General features: G+C 64.8%; 20 protein-coding genes and 1 riboswitch. Of the genes, 14 read left to right on the top strand and 6 right to left on the bottom strand.

Annotated features, from left to right (window positions below):
• Nucleotides 1-187 precede the first annotated feature (187 nt).
• On the top strand, nucleotides 188-1,486 hold the full coding sequence (locus MHM84_RS08935) for an L-fuconate dehydratase (protein ID WP_239265037.1): 1,299 nt from the start codon (nucleotides 188-190) through the stop codon (nucleotides 1,484-1,486).
• A 64-nt stretch (nucleotides 1,487-1,550) separates the two neighbouring features.
• Here MHM84_RS08935 and MHM84_RS08930 read toward each other — a convergent pair whose 3' ends face one another.
• From MHM84_RS08930 to MHM84_RS08910, 5 genes are all read right to left on the bottom strand, one after another.
• Nucleotides 1,551-2,339, bottom strand: a complete 789-nt coding sequence (locus MHM84_RS08930; RefSeq protein WP_239265035.1) for an SDR family oxidoreductase — start codon at nucleotides 2,337-2,339, stop codon at nucleotides 1,551-1,553.
• Nucleotides 2,340-2,497: 158 nt separating this feature from the next.
• Entirely contained in the window at nucleotides 2,498-3,247 is a 750-nt protein-coding gene (locus MHM84_RS08925; RefSeq protein ID WP_239265033.1) for a transporter substrate-binding domain-containing protein, read from the bottom strand.
• Between the two features lie 63 nt (nucleotides 3,248-3,310).
• A complete protein-coding gene (locus MHM84_RS08920; RefSeq protein WP_239265030.1) occupies nucleotides 3,311-4,705 on the bottom strand; it encodes an NAD(P)/FAD-dependent oxidoreductase in 1,395 nt (464 codons plus the stop codon).
• Nucleotides 4,698-4,994, bottom strand: a complete 297-nt coding sequence (locus tag MHM84_RS08915; RefSeq protein ID WP_239265028.1) for a (2Fe-2S)-binding protein — start codon at nucleotides 4,992-4,994, stop codon at nucleotides 4,698-4,700. Before MHM84_RS08915 ends, MHM84_RS08920 begins: the two co-directional genes overlap by 8 nt.
• On the bottom strand, nucleotides 4,981-6,093 hold the full coding sequence (locus MHM84_RS08910; RefSeq protein ID WP_239265026.1) for an FAD-dependent oxidoreductase: 1,113 nt from the start codon (nucleotides 6,091-6,093) through the stop codon (nucleotides 4,981-4,983). The genes MHM84_RS08915 and MHM84_RS08910 overlap by 14 nt, the downstream gene beginning before the upstream one ends.
• A 94-nt stretch (nucleotides 6,094-6,187) precedes the next feature.
• Here MHM84_RS08910 and MHM84_RS08905 point away from each other — a divergent pair, with 94 nt between their 5' ends.
• The 13 genes from MHM84_RS08905 (at nucleotide 6,188) to cobO (ending at nucleotide 17,876) form a co-directional block, all read left to right on the top strand.
• Entirely contained in the window at nucleotides 6,188-7,111 is a 924-nt protein-coding gene (locus tag MHM84_RS08905; protein WP_239265023.1) for a LysR substrate-binding domain-containing protein, read from the top strand.
• A gap of 77 nt (nucleotides 7,112-7,188) precedes the next feature.
• Nucleotides 7,189-7,542, top strand: a complete 354-nt coding sequence (locus MHM84_RS08900) for a RidA family protein (RefSeq protein ID WP_239265020.1) — start codon at nucleotides 7,189-7,191, stop codon at nucleotides 7,540-7,542.
• Nucleotides 7,543-7,698: 156 nt separating this feature from the next.
• A complete protein-coding gene (locus tag MHM84_RS08895) occupies nucleotides 7,699-8,217 on the top strand; it encodes a hypothetical protein (RefSeq protein ID WP_239265018.1) in 519 nt (172 codons plus the stop codon).
• A 10-nt stretch (nucleotides 8,218-8,227) separates the two neighbouring features.
• Nucleotides 8,228-8,521, top strand: a complete 294-nt coding sequence (locus MHM84_RS08890) for a hypothetical protein (RefSeq protein ID WP_239265016.1) — start codon at nucleotides 8,228-8,230, stop codon at nucleotides 8,519-8,521.
• A 106-nt stretch (nucleotides 8,522-8,627) separates the two neighbouring features.
• The gene (locus MHM84_RS08885) at nucleotides 8,628-8,900 is read left to right on the top strand and encodes a hypothetical protein (RefSeq protein ID WP_239265014.1); all 273 of its coding nucleotides are present in this window, start codon (nucleotides 8,628-8,630) and stop codon (nucleotides 8,898-8,900) included.
• A 194-nt stretch (nucleotides 8,901-9,094) separates the two neighbouring features.
• Entirely contained in the window at nucleotides 9,095-9,442 is a 348-nt protein-coding gene (locus MHM84_RS08880; protein WP_239265012.1) for a hypothetical protein, read from the top strand.
• A 147-nt stretch (nucleotides 9,443-9,589) separates the two neighbouring features.
• Nucleotides 9,590-9,798, top strand: a riboswitch (cobalamin riboswitch).
• 114 nt (nucleotides 9,799-9,912) lie between these two features.
• Complete coding sequence (locus MHM84_RS08875) at nucleotides 9,913-11,754, top strand: TonB-dependent receptor (RefSeq protein ID WP_239265010.1); 1,842 nt, start codon at nucleotides 9,913-9,915, stop codon at nucleotides 11,752-11,754.
• Nucleotides 11,755-11,795: 41 nt separating this feature from the next.
• A complete protein-coding gene (locus tag MHM84_RS08870) occupies nucleotides 11,796-12,665 on the top strand; it encodes a cobalamin-binding protein (protein WP_239265313.1) in 870 nt (289 codons plus the stop codon).
• A gap of 32 nt (nucleotides 12,666-12,697) precedes the next feature.
• A complete protein-coding gene (locus tag MHM84_RS08865; protein WP_239265008.1) occupies nucleotides 12,698-13,666 on the top strand; it encodes an iron ABC transporter permease in 969 nt (322 codons plus the stop codon).
• Entirely contained in the window at nucleotides 13,666-14,439 is a 774-nt protein-coding gene (locus MHM84_RS08860; protein ID WP_239265006.1) for an ABC transporter ATP-binding protein, read from the top strand. The genes MHM84_RS08865 and MHM84_RS08860 overlap by 1 nt, the downstream gene beginning before the upstream one ends.
• Nucleotides 14,436-15,761: a cobyrinate a,c-diamide synthase gene (locus MHM84_RS08855; protein ID WP_239265004.1), complete on the top strand. Its 1,326-nt coding sequence runs from the start codon at nucleotides 14,436-14,438 to the stop codon at nucleotides 15,759-15,761. The genes MHM84_RS08860 and MHM84_RS08855 overlap by 4 nt, the downstream gene beginning before the upstream one ends.
• The gene (locus MHM84_RS08850; RefSeq protein ID WP_239265002.1) at nucleotides 15,758-17,224 is read left to right on the top strand and encodes a cobyric acid synthase; all 1,467 of its coding nucleotides are present in this window, start codon (nucleotides 15,758-15,760) and stop codon (nucleotides 17,222-17,224) included. Before MHM84_RS08855 ends, MHM84_RS08850 begins: the two co-directional genes overlap by 4 nt.
• Nucleotides 17,225-17,270: 46 nt before the next feature.
• Complete coding sequence (gene cobO / locus MHM84_RS08845) at nucleotides 17,271-17,876, top strand: cob(I)yrinic acid a,c-diamide adenosyltransferase (protein ID WP_239265000.1); 606 nt, start codon at nucleotides 17,271-17,273, stop codon at nucleotides 17,874-17,876.
• 50 nt (nucleotides 17,877-17,926) lie between these two features.
• Here the strand turns inward: cobO and MHM84_RS08840 are convergent, their stop codons facing one another.
• The gene (locus MHM84_RS08840) at nucleotides 17,927-18,220 is read right to left on the bottom strand and encodes a hypothetical protein (protein WP_239264997.1); all 294 of its coding nucleotides are present in this window, start codon (nucleotides 18,218-18,220) and stop codon (nucleotides 17,927-17,929) included.
• Nucleotides 18,221-18,236 lie beyond the last annotated feature (16 nt).

Here is an 18,236-nt window from a genome sequence, read left to right as displayed (position 1 = left end):
ATAATGACTTTTGCACGCAAAGTTCAACAAAAAGGGCACAAAAAGTCTCCCTGCCATTCCGATAACCTAATTCGATCAAGGGAATAAAAAATCGATTGGTCGGTTATTGCTCAGAGCGCTAGCCTCTCCTCTAGAGTCGTTCCCTATCATCACGCTTGGACCACCCACCGGACCCGGAAGAGCCGCCATGCCCATCATCACTCACCTGGAAGCCCGCGATACTCGCTTCCCCACCTCGCGCCACCTGGACGGGTCGGATGCCATGAACGCCGCGCCGGACTACTCGGCGACTTACGTCATTTTGTCCACCGATGCCGGCGATGGCCTTGCCGGTCACGGCCTGACCTTCACCATCGGACGCGGCAACGAGGTCTGCGTGGCTGCCGTGGAAGCGCTGGCGTCACGCATCGTCGGCCAGGACCTGGACACCATCACCGCCCACATGGGCCGGTTCTGGCGCGACCTGACCAGCGGCGACAGCCAGTTGCGCTGGCTGGGCCCCGAAAAGGGCGTCATTCACCTGGCGGCAGCGGCGATCATCAATGCGGTCTGGGACCTGTGGGCCAAGCGCGAAGGCAAGCCGATCTGGAAACTGCTTGCCGACATGTCGCCAGAAGCACTGGTCAACTGTCTCGATTTTCGCTTCGTCACGGACGTGCTCACGCCACAGGAGGCCATCGCCCTGCTACGGCGGCACGCCGATACCCGTGGCGAGCGCGAGCGGGAGATGCGCGAGAACGGCTACCCGGGCTACACCACCTCGGCGGGCTGGCTCGGCTACAGCGAAGAGAAGATGCGCCACCTGGCCCAGGAAGCCTTGGCGGAAGGCTGGGAGCACTTCAAGCAGAAGGTCGGTGGCGACCTGGCAGAGGACCGGCGACGCGCTCAGATTCTGCGCGAGGAGATTGGCTGGCAGCGCTCGTTGATGATCGATGCCAATCAGGTCTGGGACATCGACGAGGCCATCGCCAACGTGCGCAACCTGGCCGAGTTCGCGCCGCTGTGGATCGAGGAGCCCACCAGCCCCGATGATATTCTCGGGCATGCCGAGATTCGCCGTCGCGTCGCGCCGATCGGCGTGGCCACCGGCGAACACTGCCACAATCGGGTGATGTTCAAACAGCTGTTCCAGGCCGGTGCCATCGATTACTGCCAGCTCGACGCCGCCCGCCTGGGCGGATTGAACGAGGTGCTGCTGGTGGTATTGATGGCGGCCAAGTTCGGCGTACCGATCTGCCCGCATGGCGGCGGGGTCGGACTCTGCGAATACACGCAGCATATCTCGCTGTTCGACTATATCTGCGTATCGGCCTCGCTGGAGGGTCGCCTGCTCGAGTACGTCGACCATTTGCACGAGCATTTCGTCGACCCGGTACGCATCCGGCGCGGACATTACCTGGTTCCCGAGGCGCCCGGCTACAGCATCACCATGCATGCCGCCTCGCTCGAAGCCCACCAGTACCCCCACGGCGACGCCTGGCGCTGATACTGTGGAGTGCGGCGCCTGGATGGCGCCGCTATCGCTTTGCTACGCCGATCCTGGCACGCCCCTAGAACGTGCCGGGATAGCTGCCCCCATCCAGCAGGATGTTCTGTCCGGTCATGTACCCGGCATGCATGCTGCACAGGAAGGCGCAAAACGCGCCGAACTCGTCGGCACTCCCGAAGCGCTGCGCCGGGATACCTTGGCGGCGCTGGTCGCGAATTGCCTCGACATCCTTACCGGAGGCCTGGGCAGCGCCTTCCAGCGTCTTGTGCAGGCGTTCGGTATCGAACGGCCCCGGCAGCAGATTGTTGATGGTCACGTTATTGCCGGCCAGTCGCGGCTGGCGGGCCAGCCCGGCGATGAAGCCCGTCAGGCCGCTGCGCGCCCCATTGGAGAGTCCCAGGACGTCGATGGGCGCTTTCACCGCGCCGGAGGTGATGTTGATGACCCGGCCATAGCCCCGCGAGGCCATGTCGTCCACCGTCGCCTTGATCAGCTCGATCGGCGTGATCATATTGGCGTCCACGGCACTCAGCCAGTCGTCGCGCGTCCACTCGCGAAAGTCGCCAGGCGGCGGTCCACCATTGTTATTGACCAGGATATCCACCTGCGGACAGGCCGCCAGGATCTCCTCACGAACCTCGGGGCTGCCGATGTCGCCAGCCACGGTATGGACTTCGATGCCGGGATTCTCCGCGCGCAACTGATCCGCCGTGTCTTCCAGCGCCTCGACGCCGCGCGCATTGAGCACCAGATTGACGCCCTCCTTCGCCAGGGCACTGGCGCAGCCCTTTCCCAGCCCCCGGCTAGCTGCCCCGATCACGGCCCAACGGCCGGCGATACCTAGATCCATGGAAAGCTCCTGATTCTTGTCGTGGATGAATGCAGTACAGACACTATACCGAAACCACGCTCCGGTCATGGCCGGATATCTTGCCGACCAGGCCTGCGCCGGATCGCCTTAAAACGACGACGGGGCCCCGCGGGCCCCGCCGAACGCACCTGTTTGCTTCACTCGCCGAAGTACTGCTCGTGCAGCGAGTCGTAGGTGCCGTTTGCCTTGACCTTGGCCATCGCTGCATTGAATTCTTCGGCCAGTGCGGAGTCGCGCTGACGAAAGGCCGCACCGATACCCGGACCGTAGATCGACTCGGGACCGGTCACCAGCTCGCCGACACGGGAGAAGCGCGGGTCGTCGAGTAGCGTTTCCTGGGCCAAGGGGAAAGCGGTGAACACCAGATCCAGGCGCTGCGCTTTCATGTCGTTGACCACGGCCCCCGAATCCCCATAACGACGAATGTCCGCCTCGGGGTAGAACTGCGTGACGTACTCGTCCTGGATGGTGCCCTGCTGGACGCCTATGGCAGCGCCGGCCAGGTCGCCCTCGGAGGGGTTCCATGACTTCCCATCCTGGCCGACCCAGACCGATGGCACCTGGAAGTAGGGGTCGGAAAACAGCACCTGCCGGGCCCGATCCTCGGTAATGTTCATCGAGGACGCAATCAGGTCGTACTTGCGCGCCAGCAGGCCGGGAATGATGCCGTCCCAGGCCTGCTCGACCCACTCGCACTGGCGCTGCATCTGTTCGCATGCCGCACCGACCAGCTCGACTTCGAAACCGGTGATGGTACCGTCGGGCAGTTTGTACTGGTAGGGCGCGTAGGGAATGTCCACGCCGATACGCAGGGGTTCGTCGGCCTGAGCGGCATGACCCAGCACAGCGGCCAGGGACAGGGCAGTGGTTAGCAGTGTCTTTCGCATCGTCGTTTCCTCACATCTTGTTGTGGTTCGTGAGCGTGTCGCGGCATCCATGCGTGGTTCTGGTTATGTATCCTGCTGTGACGCCAGTTCGCCGAGGGTGACCGAATGAACTGGCGGCCGGATGTGGTAGTAACCGATGGTATCCAGGGGCTGAGACGTGCGCCGCGCCAGTAGGCGGGCAATACTCTCACCGCATTGACGACCCTGGCAGGGACCCATGCCGCAGCGCGTGAACGCCTTCAACTGGTTGGGTCCGGCCGCACCCTGGGCAATGGCGTGTTCGACCTCGCCGCGCGAAACGCTTTCGCAGCGGCAGATCAGCGTGTCTTCGGGCTGGAGGTCGAGCCAGTCCACGGGCAGCCGGAACAGGGTTTCCAGCAGACGGCGTGCCTCCAGGTCACGGTGGCGAGCATGCTGCAGCGCCTGACGCTCCCATCCCAGGGCATCGGGCGTTTCGATGTCGAGCGACGCTAAAACGTCCAGCGCCGCCAAGCATCCTTCGCGCTCGGCATTGAGCGCCCCTCCGATGCCACCGCCGTCACCCGCTATCCATAGTCGTTCGTCGGCAGCCAGCGTCTCGCTGCGTGAGGGCAGAAAACTCTGCTGCCCCGTCTCCCAGCCGTGAGGCAGATTGAGACTGCGGGCCAGTTGCGGCTCGGGCACCACACCGAAATGGGTCAGCAAGAGCGATGCCGGCAGCGTCTTCCAGCTACCGCGATGACGATAGCGAACGCGCTCCACCGCGTTCTCGCCTTCGGCCTGCAACCCATCGACGCCCTGCAGTACGGGGATGCCGGCGCGCCGGAGGGCAGCGACCATGCGCAGGCCCTTGAGCAGATATCCGCGTCCGCGCCAGGCATTCAGCGGCTGGCGCAGCAATGCGCGATAGCCTGACTCGGGGGCGAGATCCAGCACCAATGCAGGTGGCTGGCCCGCCCGCAGGTACTGCCAGGCCAATAGGTAGAGCAGCGGACCACTGCCCGCCAACACCGCTGAGGTGCAGGGCACAAGCGCCCCTTGCTTGAGCAGGATCTGCGCCGCTCCGGCGGTCATCACACCGGGCAATTGCCAACCGGAAAACGGCCAGCCGCGCTCCATGGCGCCACTGGCCAGGATCAATCGGTCGACGTGCCAGGACTGTGCGCCCTGCTGTGTTATCACACCCAAGGCATAGCCGGTGCTTTCTCGGCCGAGCCACCACACGCGGCTTAGAGGCCGGTAGTCGATATCGGCCCGGGTGAAGGTCTCGACCAGCGTGCGGCCACGCAGATAGTCCTCGCCCATCACCACGGCATCGACCTGAGGATCGCCGAGCTGACGGTAAACCTGCCCGCCCGGCGTGGCATTAAGATCGAATACCACGGGACGCAACCCGGCCTCTGCCAGACGTACGGCGGCGGCCATGCCCGCCGGCCCGGCACCGACGATAGCGACATCGGCGCGCCGAAGCTCAGTCATGACGCTCGCCCCCCTGCCGCTCGATATGCATGCCTTCGGCCACCGGCACCAGGCAGCCCTGGCGGTTGGGTTGGCCATCGATGGTGATCAGACACTCATGGCATACCCCCATCAGGCACAGCGGCGCGCGTGAACTGCCGTCATGGTGGCGCCGATACCCCTGCCAGCCATGGACTTGCAGTACAGCGGCCGCCACGCTCAGCGTGTCGGGCACCGACATGGTCACGCCATCCACCCTCACCTGCACCTGGCGTGCCGCCTGACAGGCCCGTTCGCTACGCCGGAACATCGAAGCGTTCTCCTGAAAACTGCGGAAAATCCCTGGCCAGACGATCATCGAGGATCGCCTGCGCCAGCTCGCCGGCATGAAAAGCAGCCAGGGTAATCCCGCTATGGCAGTTGACGTTGTAGGCTCCCGGGCAGGTCGTGGAGGCTTCATACAGCGGATTGCCATCCGGCGTCATGACGCGTAGGGCTCCCCAGGCACGAACCAGGCGCGCCCGGGCCAGACGCGGAAAGATGCGCACCGCCTTGGCGGCCAGGGCGTGCATCATGTCCGGGGTGACACTCTTGTCGAAGCCGGCGTCCTCGTGGGTATCGCCGATCAGGTAGCCGCCGCTGGCCGTCTGGCGAACCTGTGGGGTAGGTAACTGGGCGATCAGCGGCAGACGTTCGGTGACGATGATCTGGCCGCGCAGCGGGCGAACCTCGCCCGACAGCCCCAGCATGGGCGCCAGTTTTCGTGCGCCGAGTCCTGCCGCGATGACGATACGCTCCGCCTCGACCGCTCCTTTGGGCGTCGTCGCCACGAAGCGTCCCTCACGGCGCGCCACGCTCGATACCGGCGTGGCCGGCTGGAGCGTAACGCCCAACGCCAGGCTCGCAGCGTAGAGCGCACGCAGCAGGTAGAGAGGGTTGCAATGTCCGTCGTGGGGCGACCAGGTGCCGCCATGGACGCGTTCGCCAAGCCCCGGCAGGTGCTCGGTCAGTGCGTCGCGACGCAAATATTGCCATTCGAATTCCCGGGCCAGGCGCGGCGAGACTTGCTGCAGTGTCCGGTACTCGGCCTGTCGGGTCGCCGCCTCGTCGGCATCGAGGCAAAGGTCTACACCGCCGCGCTGCTCATATTGCAGATCGACGCCGGTCCGTGCCTGCAGCTCTTCGGCAAAGGCGGGCCAGGCCTGAACGGCATCCAGGCTCAGTTCGGCGTAGCGCGGCATACCCACACCCTTGCCCTGAACCCAGGTCAACCCGGCATTGCCGCGTGATGCGCGCAAGGCATCGTCGCTTTCGTCGAGCACGGTGACCCGCTGCCCGGCCCGCGCCAACCCGTAAGCTGTCGCCATGCCGACCACGCCGCCGCCCACGATGAGAAAGTCCTGCCGCATGCCATCACCTATGCCGTGAAACGCCCCTCGACGATACCCAGCGACAGGATATAAGCTCCAATACCATTTCTTCGCTATCCGATGCTTAGATGTTATGCCTTTGCCACGTCTCAGTGACCGTCAGGTCCAAGCCTTCAAGCACGTCATGGAAAGCGGCACCGTGACCGGCGCCGCCCAGCGCATGCTCACCGCCCAGCCCGGCGTCACCCGCCTGCTCAAGCAGCTCGAGCACGATGTCGGTTTCACCCTCTTCGAACGGGTGCGTGGCCGCCTGGTACCCACGCCCGAGGCGCGCATTTTCTATCGTGAAGTGGCCCGAGTGTGGACCGGCACCGATCACCTGCGGGAAACGGCGCGCCGCATCCGCGAGCGCGAAGTAGGCGGGCTACGCATCAGCGCCATGCCGCTGCTGGGCATGACGTTCATTCCCGACGTGCTGGCCGAGTTCGCCACCGACCATCCCGATGCCAGCCTGGAGCTGAGCACCTACCGCTCCGCGCAGGTGATCGACGAGGTCATCACCCAACGCTGCGACGTAGGCTTCGCCATCGTCGCCGAGGGCGATGAACGGGTCGCTCAGGAGACCTTCCGCCTCGAGAGCCTGTGTGTCATGCCGGCGTGGCATCCCTTGGCCGACAAACCGGTCATCGGGCTGCAGGATTTCCAGGATCAGGCACTGATTCGCTTCGAGACACATGACCCACTACGCATGACGCTCGACCGCTTGTTCGAGCAAGAGAGCGTACAGCCCAAGCATTATTTCGAGGTCTCGCTTGCCCTGCAGGCGACTCGCCTGGTGCGCCGCGGTCAGGGCATTGCCATACTTGACCCGATCAATGCCCGCGCCTTCGGCACAGACGGACTGGCGCTGCGCCCACTGGACTTTGCGCTGGGCGAGGATGTCGCCCTGCTGACGCCCCGCGACCAACCGTGTTCCCAACTGACCCAGGCCTTCATCGGCCTGTTTCGCCAGCGATTGGATACGCAGGGCCAGGCGGTCCATAACATTCCGGCATGACTTTGGCCTGAGTTGGCATTATTGCTGACGGGGAGCGCCTGATAGCGTACGTCTTCCCCCATTGACGAGGCCTCCCCATGACTCGGCGCTACCTGAAGACTCCCATCATGCACCGTGCCGTCGAAGCCAACGGCTTCGTTTTCTTCGGCGGCATCGCCGCCGATGACATGTCACAGGACATGGCCGGCCAGACGCGCCAGGTACTGGATAAGCTCGACGCCTACCTGAGCGAGGCCGGACTCGACCGTACCCGAGTCGTCTCGGCCACCGTCTATGTGTCCGACCTGGGCCTCAAGAAAGCCATGAACGATGTCTGGACGGCCTGGTTCGGTCCCGAACACCTGCCGGCACGGGCCACCGTAGGCGTTGCCGACCTGGGCGAAGACACCTTGCTGGAGATCGTCGTCACGGCGGCGAAAGGCACCATCTGAGTTCCAAAGCCGCCCCTCGAGTCGCATGAGAGGAGGCGGTCATTCATTGCCAGCAGGCATATAGCTGCCGACGCTTCAGGCGCTTGCAGTTACTGGTCATTGCGCTACGTTGCCTTCTAATTGACAGGGAATCATGAGCGACACGGAGGACTGCCCGTGGATCCAGTACGCCTACGCTTCGAGGTCATGCGGGACCTGTATCAATCCCAGCGTGACCGCCGCGAACAGATCCGCAGCAGCGTCGCGACGCCGGTCTCGGCGCTGGCTTTCACCGTTTTCAATCTCTCGACGCTGGCCACCCACTATCATCTGGAACATTGGAACTACCCGGTCAACCTGGCCATCGGCGTGCTGTTCTTCATCAGCGTCGTTCTACTGCTCTCCGGCGCAGCCTTCATCATCAACCTGGAACGGGGCTTCATTTATGTCGATCCCCCCGACCTGAAGGAACTGGTCGAGGCGGAGAACAAGCTCAGAGAACAGGGCGACACGAGCGACGAGGTCATCGCCGCACGGATGCATGACATAATGTCGGGCAGCTACGATATCGTTTACCGTTGGTACTTTGCCGCCAACGAACAGGCCGCCCGGGACCGTACCCGCGGGCTGCACCTCATTCTGATGTCTTTGGGCCTGATCGTCGTGACGTTTGCCCTTCTGCCGTTCCAGCGATAGGGGAGGCCGTATGAAGCTGTTCAAGGGACTGTTCAGCCATGTGCGCCTGCACCGCAAGCCACAGGACATGCCGCCTTGGGTACGCAAGCGCCTGTATGACAACCTCCTGCACCTGATGGAAGACGAGCAGGAGATACAGCGTCTTCTCCAGCTACCTATCAAGCCCCGTCTATGCATCGTCGACGAGGAACGCGTCGCGATGATCCGCCCCTACAATCGCAATCAGCTCAATCTCGACGAGCAGATGCGCAAGGCAAGGGAGGAGAAACAGGGCGAAGACCGGGAAGACGACCAACAACCATGATCCACACTACGTCGTCCTGCATACGTTGGTGACATTTGGCCGCTACGCCGCACGCTTCGCGCCTATACCTCATGCGACAAAGGTCAAGGGCTGGCGCGACCGGGTCATGTCGGCGGAAGACGCAGCGGCGCTGATTCAGAATGGCATGACGGTAGGCATGAGCGGTTTCACCCGCGCCGGCGAGGCCAAGGACGTGGCGCTGGCGCGGCGCGCCGTCGAGATTATCGAGAACTGCGCCGATCCCTACTATCGCCCGGCGCTGCGCGCCTACTTCAGGGAAGCCTGCCGACGCGGCGGTCAGACCCCACACTGTTTGGAAAAGGCATTGTCGTGGCATCAGGCAGCGTTGGAGCACGGCTCGATGCATTCGGTGGTCTAGCTTACTCCCATCAGTCCGGCACTTGCCGGGTCGATGGGAGCCTTACCTCATTGCAACGAAATCGTCAGATTATTGAAATCAATCCAAGCTATTACGACTTTAGTCTTACGCTATTTGCGTAACTGGCCGGTTGGCCTAATAATCCCTCCACATCGTTAGCATGCTAAATTTAAGCTTGCTCTTAAGGAGGATTCATGAAAAAGCTGTTTTCACTCAATGCAGTCGCTGCCGCGACTCTGGCCATCGTCCTACCGTTGACTGCCAGCGCCAATAGCGCGGCCCAGGAACAGGCATTCGAACGTCTCAACCAGCCGACGGCATCTCAGCCGGCTCAAGCAACCAACGCTGCTAGCGTTCAAACTGCTATCAATGTCGGAGGCGGTCAGAGTGCTGCCATGGGCGAAGCGCTGGAGCGCACCAATCATACTGACACATCCCATCGTGCCCAGCAGGAAACCGCTTCGGTCGACCTGGACTGGTCCGGTGACAGCGAAGCGACAGTCGACGCACTACGCCGCGTCCACCAGTCAGACGCCTCCTGAGGTTGCCGAACTCTTGCAAGGCATAGTGTTTCACTGAAGCTTGCCCCTGCCCGTCCCCGGGTGGGGGTTTAACTGTTTGGCATCAACGAAACGATGGTAGTCGATCAGCATCGTCAAACCACGTTGACGCTCCAGACAGCCATTGCTAGTTTATGCCCCCTCTCAGGTGCCCTGCGTTTCGGCGGGGTTAAACGGGAAGTCGGTGCCAATCCGACGCTGCTCCCGCAACGGTGATCGAGTCAAGGCAGCCACGACGCCACTGTGCCTTCAGGCATGGGAAGGCGGCCTGCCCGGTACGAACGCGTGCTTCGTCCCGCTCGTCAGCCCGGATACCGGCCTGGGATTGTATGCCGGCGTTGCGGTGAGCGACCCTGGGCAGGTCCGGACCGGTTCCCGCTCATGGTGTCCTTCCGCTTCACGGCCCCACCCACCCTCGCCGTGCGGGAGCGCTCGGCAGGCAGGAACACACCATGACAAGCAAGAACGCCTCCACCCAAGGCCTGATCGCCCTGAGCCTTTGCTGGGTGCCGCTGGCCGCCAGCGCGCAGGACACCATCAGCGAGACCGATGAGTCTCTGGCTCTCAACCCCGTCACCGTTACCGCCACGCTATCGCCGCGTACCGCCAATGAGACGCTCTCCTCGGTCACCGTGATCGACGAGGAAGACCTCGAGCGTCAGGCGCCTACCAGCCTAGCCGAGATCCTGCGTGGCCAGCCGGGAGTGGATGTCACCACCAGCGGCAGCTATGGCAAGGCCACCAGCGTTTACATTCGCGGGCTCAGCAATGACGCGACCCTGCTGATGATCGACGGTATTCGCCTGCGCTCGGCCACGGCCGGCGGAGCCTCGTGGCAATATCTCGACCCCAACATGTTCGAACGCGCCGAGATCGTGCGCGGTCCAACGAGTAGCCTGTACGGCGCCGACGCCATGGGCGGAGTGGTGCAACTGTTCACACCCGAGGGCGACGGCGACGGCCCCCAACCCAGCTTTTCCGCAGGTACCGGTTCTCACGATACCCAACGCTACTCCGCCAGCCTTTCCGGCAGCCAGGACGGCACCCGCTACAGCTTTGCCGGCAGCCGCTTCACCACTGACGGCACCGAGGTCCGCGAAGATGGCGAGGACAAGGCCTATGACAACACCACCGGCTTCGCCCGCGTGTCGCACACCTTCGATAACGGTGCCGAGATCGGTGCCCTGGGCCTGCGTGCCCGCGGCAACACCGAATACGACGGTGGCGACATGGACTTCGTTCAACAGGTCGCCGGTATCCATGGCGAGATTCCGCTAACCGGTAGCTGGCGCAGTCGCCTGACCCTGAGCGAGTCGCGCGACGAACTCGACAACTTCGCCTCGTATGGCACCAGCGCCTTCAACACGCGTACGCAAACCGCACGCTGGCAGAACACGTTCAATCTGGATCGTCATGAGCTGATCGCCGGCGTCGAGCACAGCGAGGACGAGGTCAGCGGCACCTCTGACTATGCCGAGGACAGCCGCGACAATACCGCCGTATTCGTCCAGGCGCTGCTCGACTTCGCCCCGTTCGCTATCCAGACCGGCCTTCGTTATGACGACAATGAAGCCTTCGGCGAGGAAGTCACCGGCAATCTGGCCCTGGGCTACGCGCTGGATGACGTCCATACGCTGCGCGCCAGCTACGCCACCGCGTTCAAGGCACCGACGTTCAACGACTTGTATTATCCGCAGGACAGTTGGGGATATGTCGGCAATCCCGATCTCGAGGCCGAGACATCCGAGACGCTAGAGATCGGCATTCGCGGTCAATATGCTCGCTATTATTGGGACCTGGCCGCCTACCAGACCGACGTCGACGATCTCATCGCCTGGGCGCCCTCAGCGTCCGACACCTCATTGACCATGCCGCAGAACATCGAAGAAGCACGCATCCGCGGCGTCGAACTCGCCTCGGGCACCGAAGTCGGCGACTGGGCCTTGGAACTGGCTCTGACTTACACCGACCCGGAAAGCCGTAGCGGTGACTACGCAGGCAACACCTTGCCGCGTCGCGCCACCCAGAGCCTGCGCTTCGATGTCGACCGCGAGTTGGGCGACTGGGTGCTGGGCGGCTCGCTGATCGCTCAGGATCATCGCTACGACGACGAAGAGAACGACGACCGTCTGGCCGGCTACGGTCTGCTCAACCTGCGCGCCGGCTGGGAGTTCGCCCCGCTGTGGACCGCCCGCCTGACCGTGGACAACGTGTTCGACAAGCAGTACGAGACGGCTGGCGATTACATCAACGCCGGACGCGCCGCCTTCGTCAGCGTCAACTTCAATCAATGAGCTTTCTATCGCGACCTCCTGTGTCCCCCGCCAGGCATGCCCTGGCGGTATTCGGCCTGGCACTGGCGCCACTCGCCGCCCCGGCCCGGGCCGAGGTCTGCGCTGTCGACGACAGCGACCAGCGAGTCTGCCTCGACCGGCCCGCCGAGCGCATTGCCACGCTTTCCCCCGGCGCCACCGAGCTGGCCTATGCGGCGGGCGCCGGTGACAAGGTCGTCGCGGTGGTGTCCTACAGCGACTATCCGCCCGAGGCAAAGCAAGTCACCTCGGTGGGCAGCCATACCCGACTGGATCTGGAACGGCTGATCGCCCTCGAGCCCGACCTGGCGATCGGCTGGGTCACCGGCAACCCCGACGAGCAACTCGCCAAGCTCGACACCCTGGGCATTCCGGTATTCATGATCGAGCCACGTACCTTCGAAGGCGTGTCCAGCGCCATCGAACGATTGGCCGCCCTGGCCGGTACCGAATCCCGAGGCCGTGCCGAGGCCCAGGCCTTCCGCCAGGGCATGGCCGAGCTGGCCGAACGCTATGCCGAGGCCGACCCCGTACCGGTGTTCTACCAGGTGTGGGACGAGCCGCTGATGACCGTCAACGACGCCCACCTGATCGGCGAGGTGATTTCCCTCTGCGGTGGCAGAAATGTGTTTGGCGGGCTGGAGCGACTGGTGCCGCGCATCGGCACCGAGGCCGTGCTGGCCGCCAATCCCGAGGCCATCGTCGCCGGCGGCATGGGTGAGGAGAACCGCGACTGGCTGACCGCCTGGGAAGCGTATCCCGAGCTGACGGCCGTCGAACGCGACAACCTGTTCTTCGTGCCGCCGTCGCTGATCCAACGTCCTACGCCACGCCTGTTGGAAGGTAGCCGATTGTTCTGCGAGAAGTTGGAAGAAGCACGATCGCACCGCTGATCGTTAACCGTCTGGCATACCGAGGCCCCTCGATGCGCTCACTTGCCCTGCCCCTGACCGCTCTGGCCCTGCTGGCAGCACTGGCTCTAGGGCTGGCGGTCGCCCTCGGCAGCGTTTCACTCGGCCCAGCCCAGCTCGGGGCGGTGCTGGTGGGCCAGGGCGATGATCTGTCACGCACGCTGGTCCTCGATCTGCGTCTGCCGCGCGCCCTGGCGGCCTTTGCCACCGGCGGACTGCTGGCAGTGGCCGGTGCACTGATGCAGGTACTGCTGCGCAACCCGCTCGCCGACCCGTACGTGCTGGGCCTGTCCGGTGGCGCGGCGGTGGGCGCCCTGCTGGCCATGCTTGCCGGGCTGGGCAGCGCACTGGTCTCGGGATCGGCGTTTGCCGGCGCCCTGCTGTCGACCTTGCTGGTGTTCGGGCTGGCGCACGGCACCGGTAGCTGGACGCCCTCGCGATTGCTGCTGACCGGCGTGGTGGTCGCTGCCGGCTGGGGGGCGGTCGTCACGCTGATGCTGGCGCTCAGCCCGGCCAGAGCCCTGCCCGGCATGCTCTACTGGCTGATGGGCGATCTGTCCTATGCGCGAAGCCCATTACCTGGGCTGCTGGTTCTGGCTTCGGCCTGCCTGTTGGCGTTCCCACTGGGACGCAGTCTCAATGTGCTGGCCCGCGGATCGCTGCAGGCCGCTGCGCTCGGTGTGGCGGTACGTCCGCTGGAATGGACCGTCTACATCGCCGCCAGCCTGCTCACCGCCGTCGCCGTCACGATCGCCGGCAGCATCGGCTTCGTCGGTTTGGTCGTGCCACACATGCTGCGACTGGTGCTGGGCAATGACCAGCGCCTGATCCTGCCGGCCAGCGCGCTGGCCGGCGGCACGCTGCTGACCCTGGCCGACACCCTGGCACGCACGGTAATCGCCCCCGAGCAATTGCCGGTCGGCGTAATCACCGCCCTGCTCGGGGTGCCCACCTTTCTCTACCTGCTGCACCGGAGCCGCTGATGGGTTACCTGGCATTGGAGGCGCTGGTCATCGACGTGCCGGGACGGGACGACGGGAGACCATTGGATCTCCACATCGAATCCGGGCAGATATGGGGCGTGCTCGGCCCCAACGGCGTCGGCAAGACCACGCTGTTGCATACCCTTGCAGGCCTGCGTGCCCCGCGTGCCGGCACGCTCCACCTGGACGCCGCCCCTCTGAGCGAACTGGGCCGGCGCGCGGTGGCTCGCCGCCTGGGACTGGTCTTTCAGGAACGCGCCGACGGCTTTCCCGCCACGGTGCTGGAAACCGCGATGATCGGGCGCCATCCGTACCTCTCCCCATGGCAGATGGAGAGCGATGCGGATACCCGCCTGGCCCGCGACGCGCTGGCCCGGCTCGATGTGGCTCACCTCGAGCATCGCCTGGTAGGTACGCTGTCCGGCGGCGAGCGCCAGCGCGTGGCCATCGCCACGGTGCTCACCCAGGCCCCGCAACTGTGGCTGGCCGACGAGCCCACCAATCACCTCGATCTGCATCACCAAACCGCCGTCATGGCGCTGCTCGCCGAGCAGGCCGCCAATGGTCGTGCCGTGGTGCTTTGTTTGCATGACCTCAACCTGGCCGCCCAGTGGTGCACTCATCTGCTGTTGCTCTATCCCGACGGCGAGGCCTGCTGGGGCCCGGCCCGACAGATGCTGGTACCCACGGCACTGGAGCGACTCTACGGCCAGCCGCTGGCCACCACCGACATCGACGGCACCCCCGTCTTCGTGCCGAGGAGAACGTCATGACCTCAGAGGCCCTGCGCGCCAGCGTACCCGCCGCGCTGATCACCGCGCCCGGCTCCGGCCACGGCAAGTCGCTGGTCACTGCCGCCCTGGCCCGCCTGCATCGCAACGCCGGACGCCGCGTGCGGGTCTTCAAGCATGGCCCGGACTACCTGGACCCAATGGTGCTGGAAGTCGCCTCGGGCCATCCCGTCTACCAGCTCCATCCATGGATGACCGGCGAGACCGAATGCCGCTGGCGTCTGGCCGAGGCCGCCCAGGCAGCGGATCTGCTTCTGGTGGAGGGTGCCATGGGTCTGTTCGACGGCGACCCATCGAGCGCCGACCTGGCGGTACTCGCCGGAATTCCCGCGCTGCCGGTGATCGATGCCCGAGGCATGGCCCAGACCTTCGGCGCGCTGGCGCTGGGCCTGGCCCATTACCGCGATGATGTGACGGTTCACGAAGTCATCGCCAACCGCGTGGGCAGTGCACGTCACGTCGAGATGCTCGAGCGGGGACTGCCGCCGGGCCTGCGCCTGCTCGGTGCCATCCCGCGCAGCGAGGCAATGGCGATCCCCGACCGCCACCTGGGCCTGGTCCAGGCAAGCGAACTCGATGATCTCGACGCTCAGCTGGATGCCGCAGCCGACGTGCTGCGCGAGGCCGGGCTGGACCGGCTGCCGATGCCCGTCACGTTCACGGCGACACCACCGGCCCCGTTGCCCCGTCTGCTCGACGGGGTGCGCATCGCCATCGCTCGCGACGCTGCCTTCGCCTTTATCTATCCGGCCAATCTCGATCTGCTGCGGGCGCTGGGCGCCGAGCTGCGCTTCTTCTCGCCACTGGCGGATCCTGACCTGCCCGATACAGACGCACTCTGGCTACCCGGCGGCTACCCGGAGCTGCACACCGCGACGCTGGCCGCCAATCCATCCATGCTGGCGTCGATCCGCGAGCATTACCGTGCCGACAAGCCGATCCTCGCCGAATGCGGCGGGTTGATGGCATGCATGGACACCCTGATCGACGGCGAAGGCCGCCCGCACGCCCAGTTCGGCCTGCTGCCCGGCACGGCCAGCATGGCCGGCAAGCTGCAAGCCTTGGGATTGCAGAGCCTGGCCACGCCCCTTGGGGAACTGCGCGGACACACCTACCACCACTCACGCCTCGAGACCTCGCTGTCACCCCTCGCCCACGCCACTCGTCAAGCGGGCAGCGAGGGCGAGCCGGTATTCCGCCAGGGCAGTCTCACCGCCAGTTATTTCCATGGCTACTTCCCTTCGGCACCGTCGCTGGTCACGGCGATATTCCGTGGGCAGGCATGGGAGCAGCAGGCGCCATGAGCAAGAGCGTCACGCTGATGGTGCAGGGCACCACCTCGGATGCCGGCAAGAGCACGGTAGTGGCGGGACTGTGCCGCTGGCTGGCCCGCCAGGGCGTGTCGGTGGCCCCGTTCAAGCCACAGAACATGGCGCTCAACAGCGCCGTCACCGCGGATGGCGGCGAGATCGGCCGCTCCACCGCGCTGCAGGCCCTGGCCTGCGGCCTCGTCCCGCACAGCGACATGAACCCGGTGCTGCTCAAGCCGCAGAGCGACCGCGGCGCCCAGGTCATTCTGCGTGGGCGGGTGCATGGCAACATGGACGCGCTGGACTATCACGCCTACAAGGCCGAAGCCAAGCAAAGCGTCCTCGCCGCCTGGCAGGCGCTGAGCCAACGCCACGAGGTGATCATTGCCGAGGGGGCGGGTAGCCCGGCGGAGATCAATCTGCGCGCCAACGATATCGCCAACATGGGCTTTGCCGAGGCCATCGACTGCCCGGTACTGCTGGTCGGCGACATCGACCGCGGCGGGGTGTTCGCCCAGTTGGTGGGCACCCTGGCGCTGCTCAGCGAGTCCGAGCGGATACGCACCCGGGGATTCATCATCAATCGTTTTCGTGGCGATCCGGCGCTGCTGACGTCCGGTCTCGACTGGCTGAGCGAGCACACTGGCAAACCGGTCGTCGGTGTACTGCCCTACCTGCCCGGGCTGGTGCTGGACGCCGAGGACAGCCTGGGCCTGAGCGGCAGCCACGAGGCGGGGTCGCTCAAGGTAATCGTTCCCGCCCTGCCGCGCATCAGTAACCACAACGACTTCGATCCGCTACGCCTGCATCCCGGCGTCGAGCTTGAGTTCGTCGGTCCCGACCGGCCGATTCCCGCCGCCGACGTGATCATTCTGCCCGGCAGCAAGAGTACGCGCCACGACCTGGCTTGGCTGCGCCGCCAGGGCTGGCCCGAGGCGATCCGCCGCCATCTGCGCTACGGCGGTCGCGTACTGGGCATCTGCGGCGGCTTCCAGATGCTCGGCGATGTCGTGCATGACCCCGACGGCCTGGAGGGCGAGCCCGGCAGCACCTCGGGGCTCGGCCTGCTGGCCATGCAGACGCGCATGGTTGCCGGCAAGCAGCTGCGCAGTGTCAGCGGCCACCTGAGCGGCCAGGGCGGCGCGCCAATACCGCTCGACGGCTACGAGATCCACAACGGCGTGACGACCGGGCCGGCCCTCCGACGGCCGCTTCTCGACTTGCAGGGCCAGCCCGACGGCGCGATCAGCGACGACGGTCAGGTGATGGGCACCTACGTCCACGGCCTGTTCGACCGTGCCGAGGCCTGCCAGGCGCTGTTATATCGGCTGGGCCATGCCGCCGAGCAGCCAGCCATCGACTACCACAGCCACCGCCTGGCCCAGCTCGACCGGCTGGCAGACACTATCGAGACCCACCTGGACGGGGCTTGGCTACGCAATTTGCTGGGCTTGTAGCCCCAACCCACTCGATCTCACTGTCATGAGCAAATAAGGAATACCGATGAGCGACGATACCCAGCAGGACGCCTATCGCCAGCAGATGGCCCGCAAGAAGCGCCTGATCGAAGCGCGCGTGCAGAAGGCCGACCGCGACCAGGGTGTACTATTGGTCAACACCGGCAACGGCAAGGGCAAGAGTTCGGCCGGCTTCGGCGTGATCGCCCGCGCGCTGGGCCACGACATGCAGGTCGGCGTGGTGCAGTTCATCAAGGGCGCGTTCAGCACCGGCGAGGAAACCTTCTTCCGGCGCCTTCCCGGTGTGGAATATCACGTCATGGGCGAGGGCTTCACTTGGGAAACCCAGGATCGCGACCGCGACATTGCCGCCGCTGGCAGTGCCTGGGAGGTGGCGGCACGCATGCTCAGCGACGAGCGTTATCAGGTGGTGCTGCTCGACGAACTCAACATCGTGCTCAACAAGGAACTGCTGCCCCTCGATGAGGTGCTCGACGCCCTGCGCCGGCGCCCGATCATGCAGCACGTGGTCGTCACCGGACGACATGCACCGCAAGCGCTGATCGAGCTGGCCGATACGGTGACCTGGATGAAGATGGAGAGGCATGCCTTCAAGGCGGGCATTCGCGCACAGAGAGGTATGGAGCTGTGACACGGGGAAGAACGACGCCTGCGCAACATGCCCGAGGCGTCGTATGACGGTCAGACGGAAGCGTTACGCGGTGCCAGGGACGGGTGCCTTTCAGGAGCGTTGAGCCACTCGCCGCATTGCGTGCCTGCACCGGCCCAGTCCTGGCTGACCCGGCTGATGAACAACGAGTCGCCGCCACTGAGCAGCGGTAGCAGACGGTCGCGGAGCGCTCCGGCATTGTCACCGGTCTGGACCAGCCACAGGGAATCCATGACATGGACATGCGGAAAAGCCTCGAGACATTCGTAGAATGCCTGGTATTCCTGAGGCTGGAACAGATCGTAGGCGATGGAGTAGATGGCCATGCTTCATTCCTTGCGT

It is taken from the genome of Halomonas sp. McH1-25 (genome assembly GCF_022348165.1).
Classification (GTDB): domain Bacteria; phylum Pseudomonadota; class Gammaproteobacteria; order Pseudomonadales; family Halomonadaceae; genus Modicisalibacter.
Note: the sequence above shows the minus strand (reverse complement) of the source record. Positions and strands in the feature narration are given on the sequence as shown.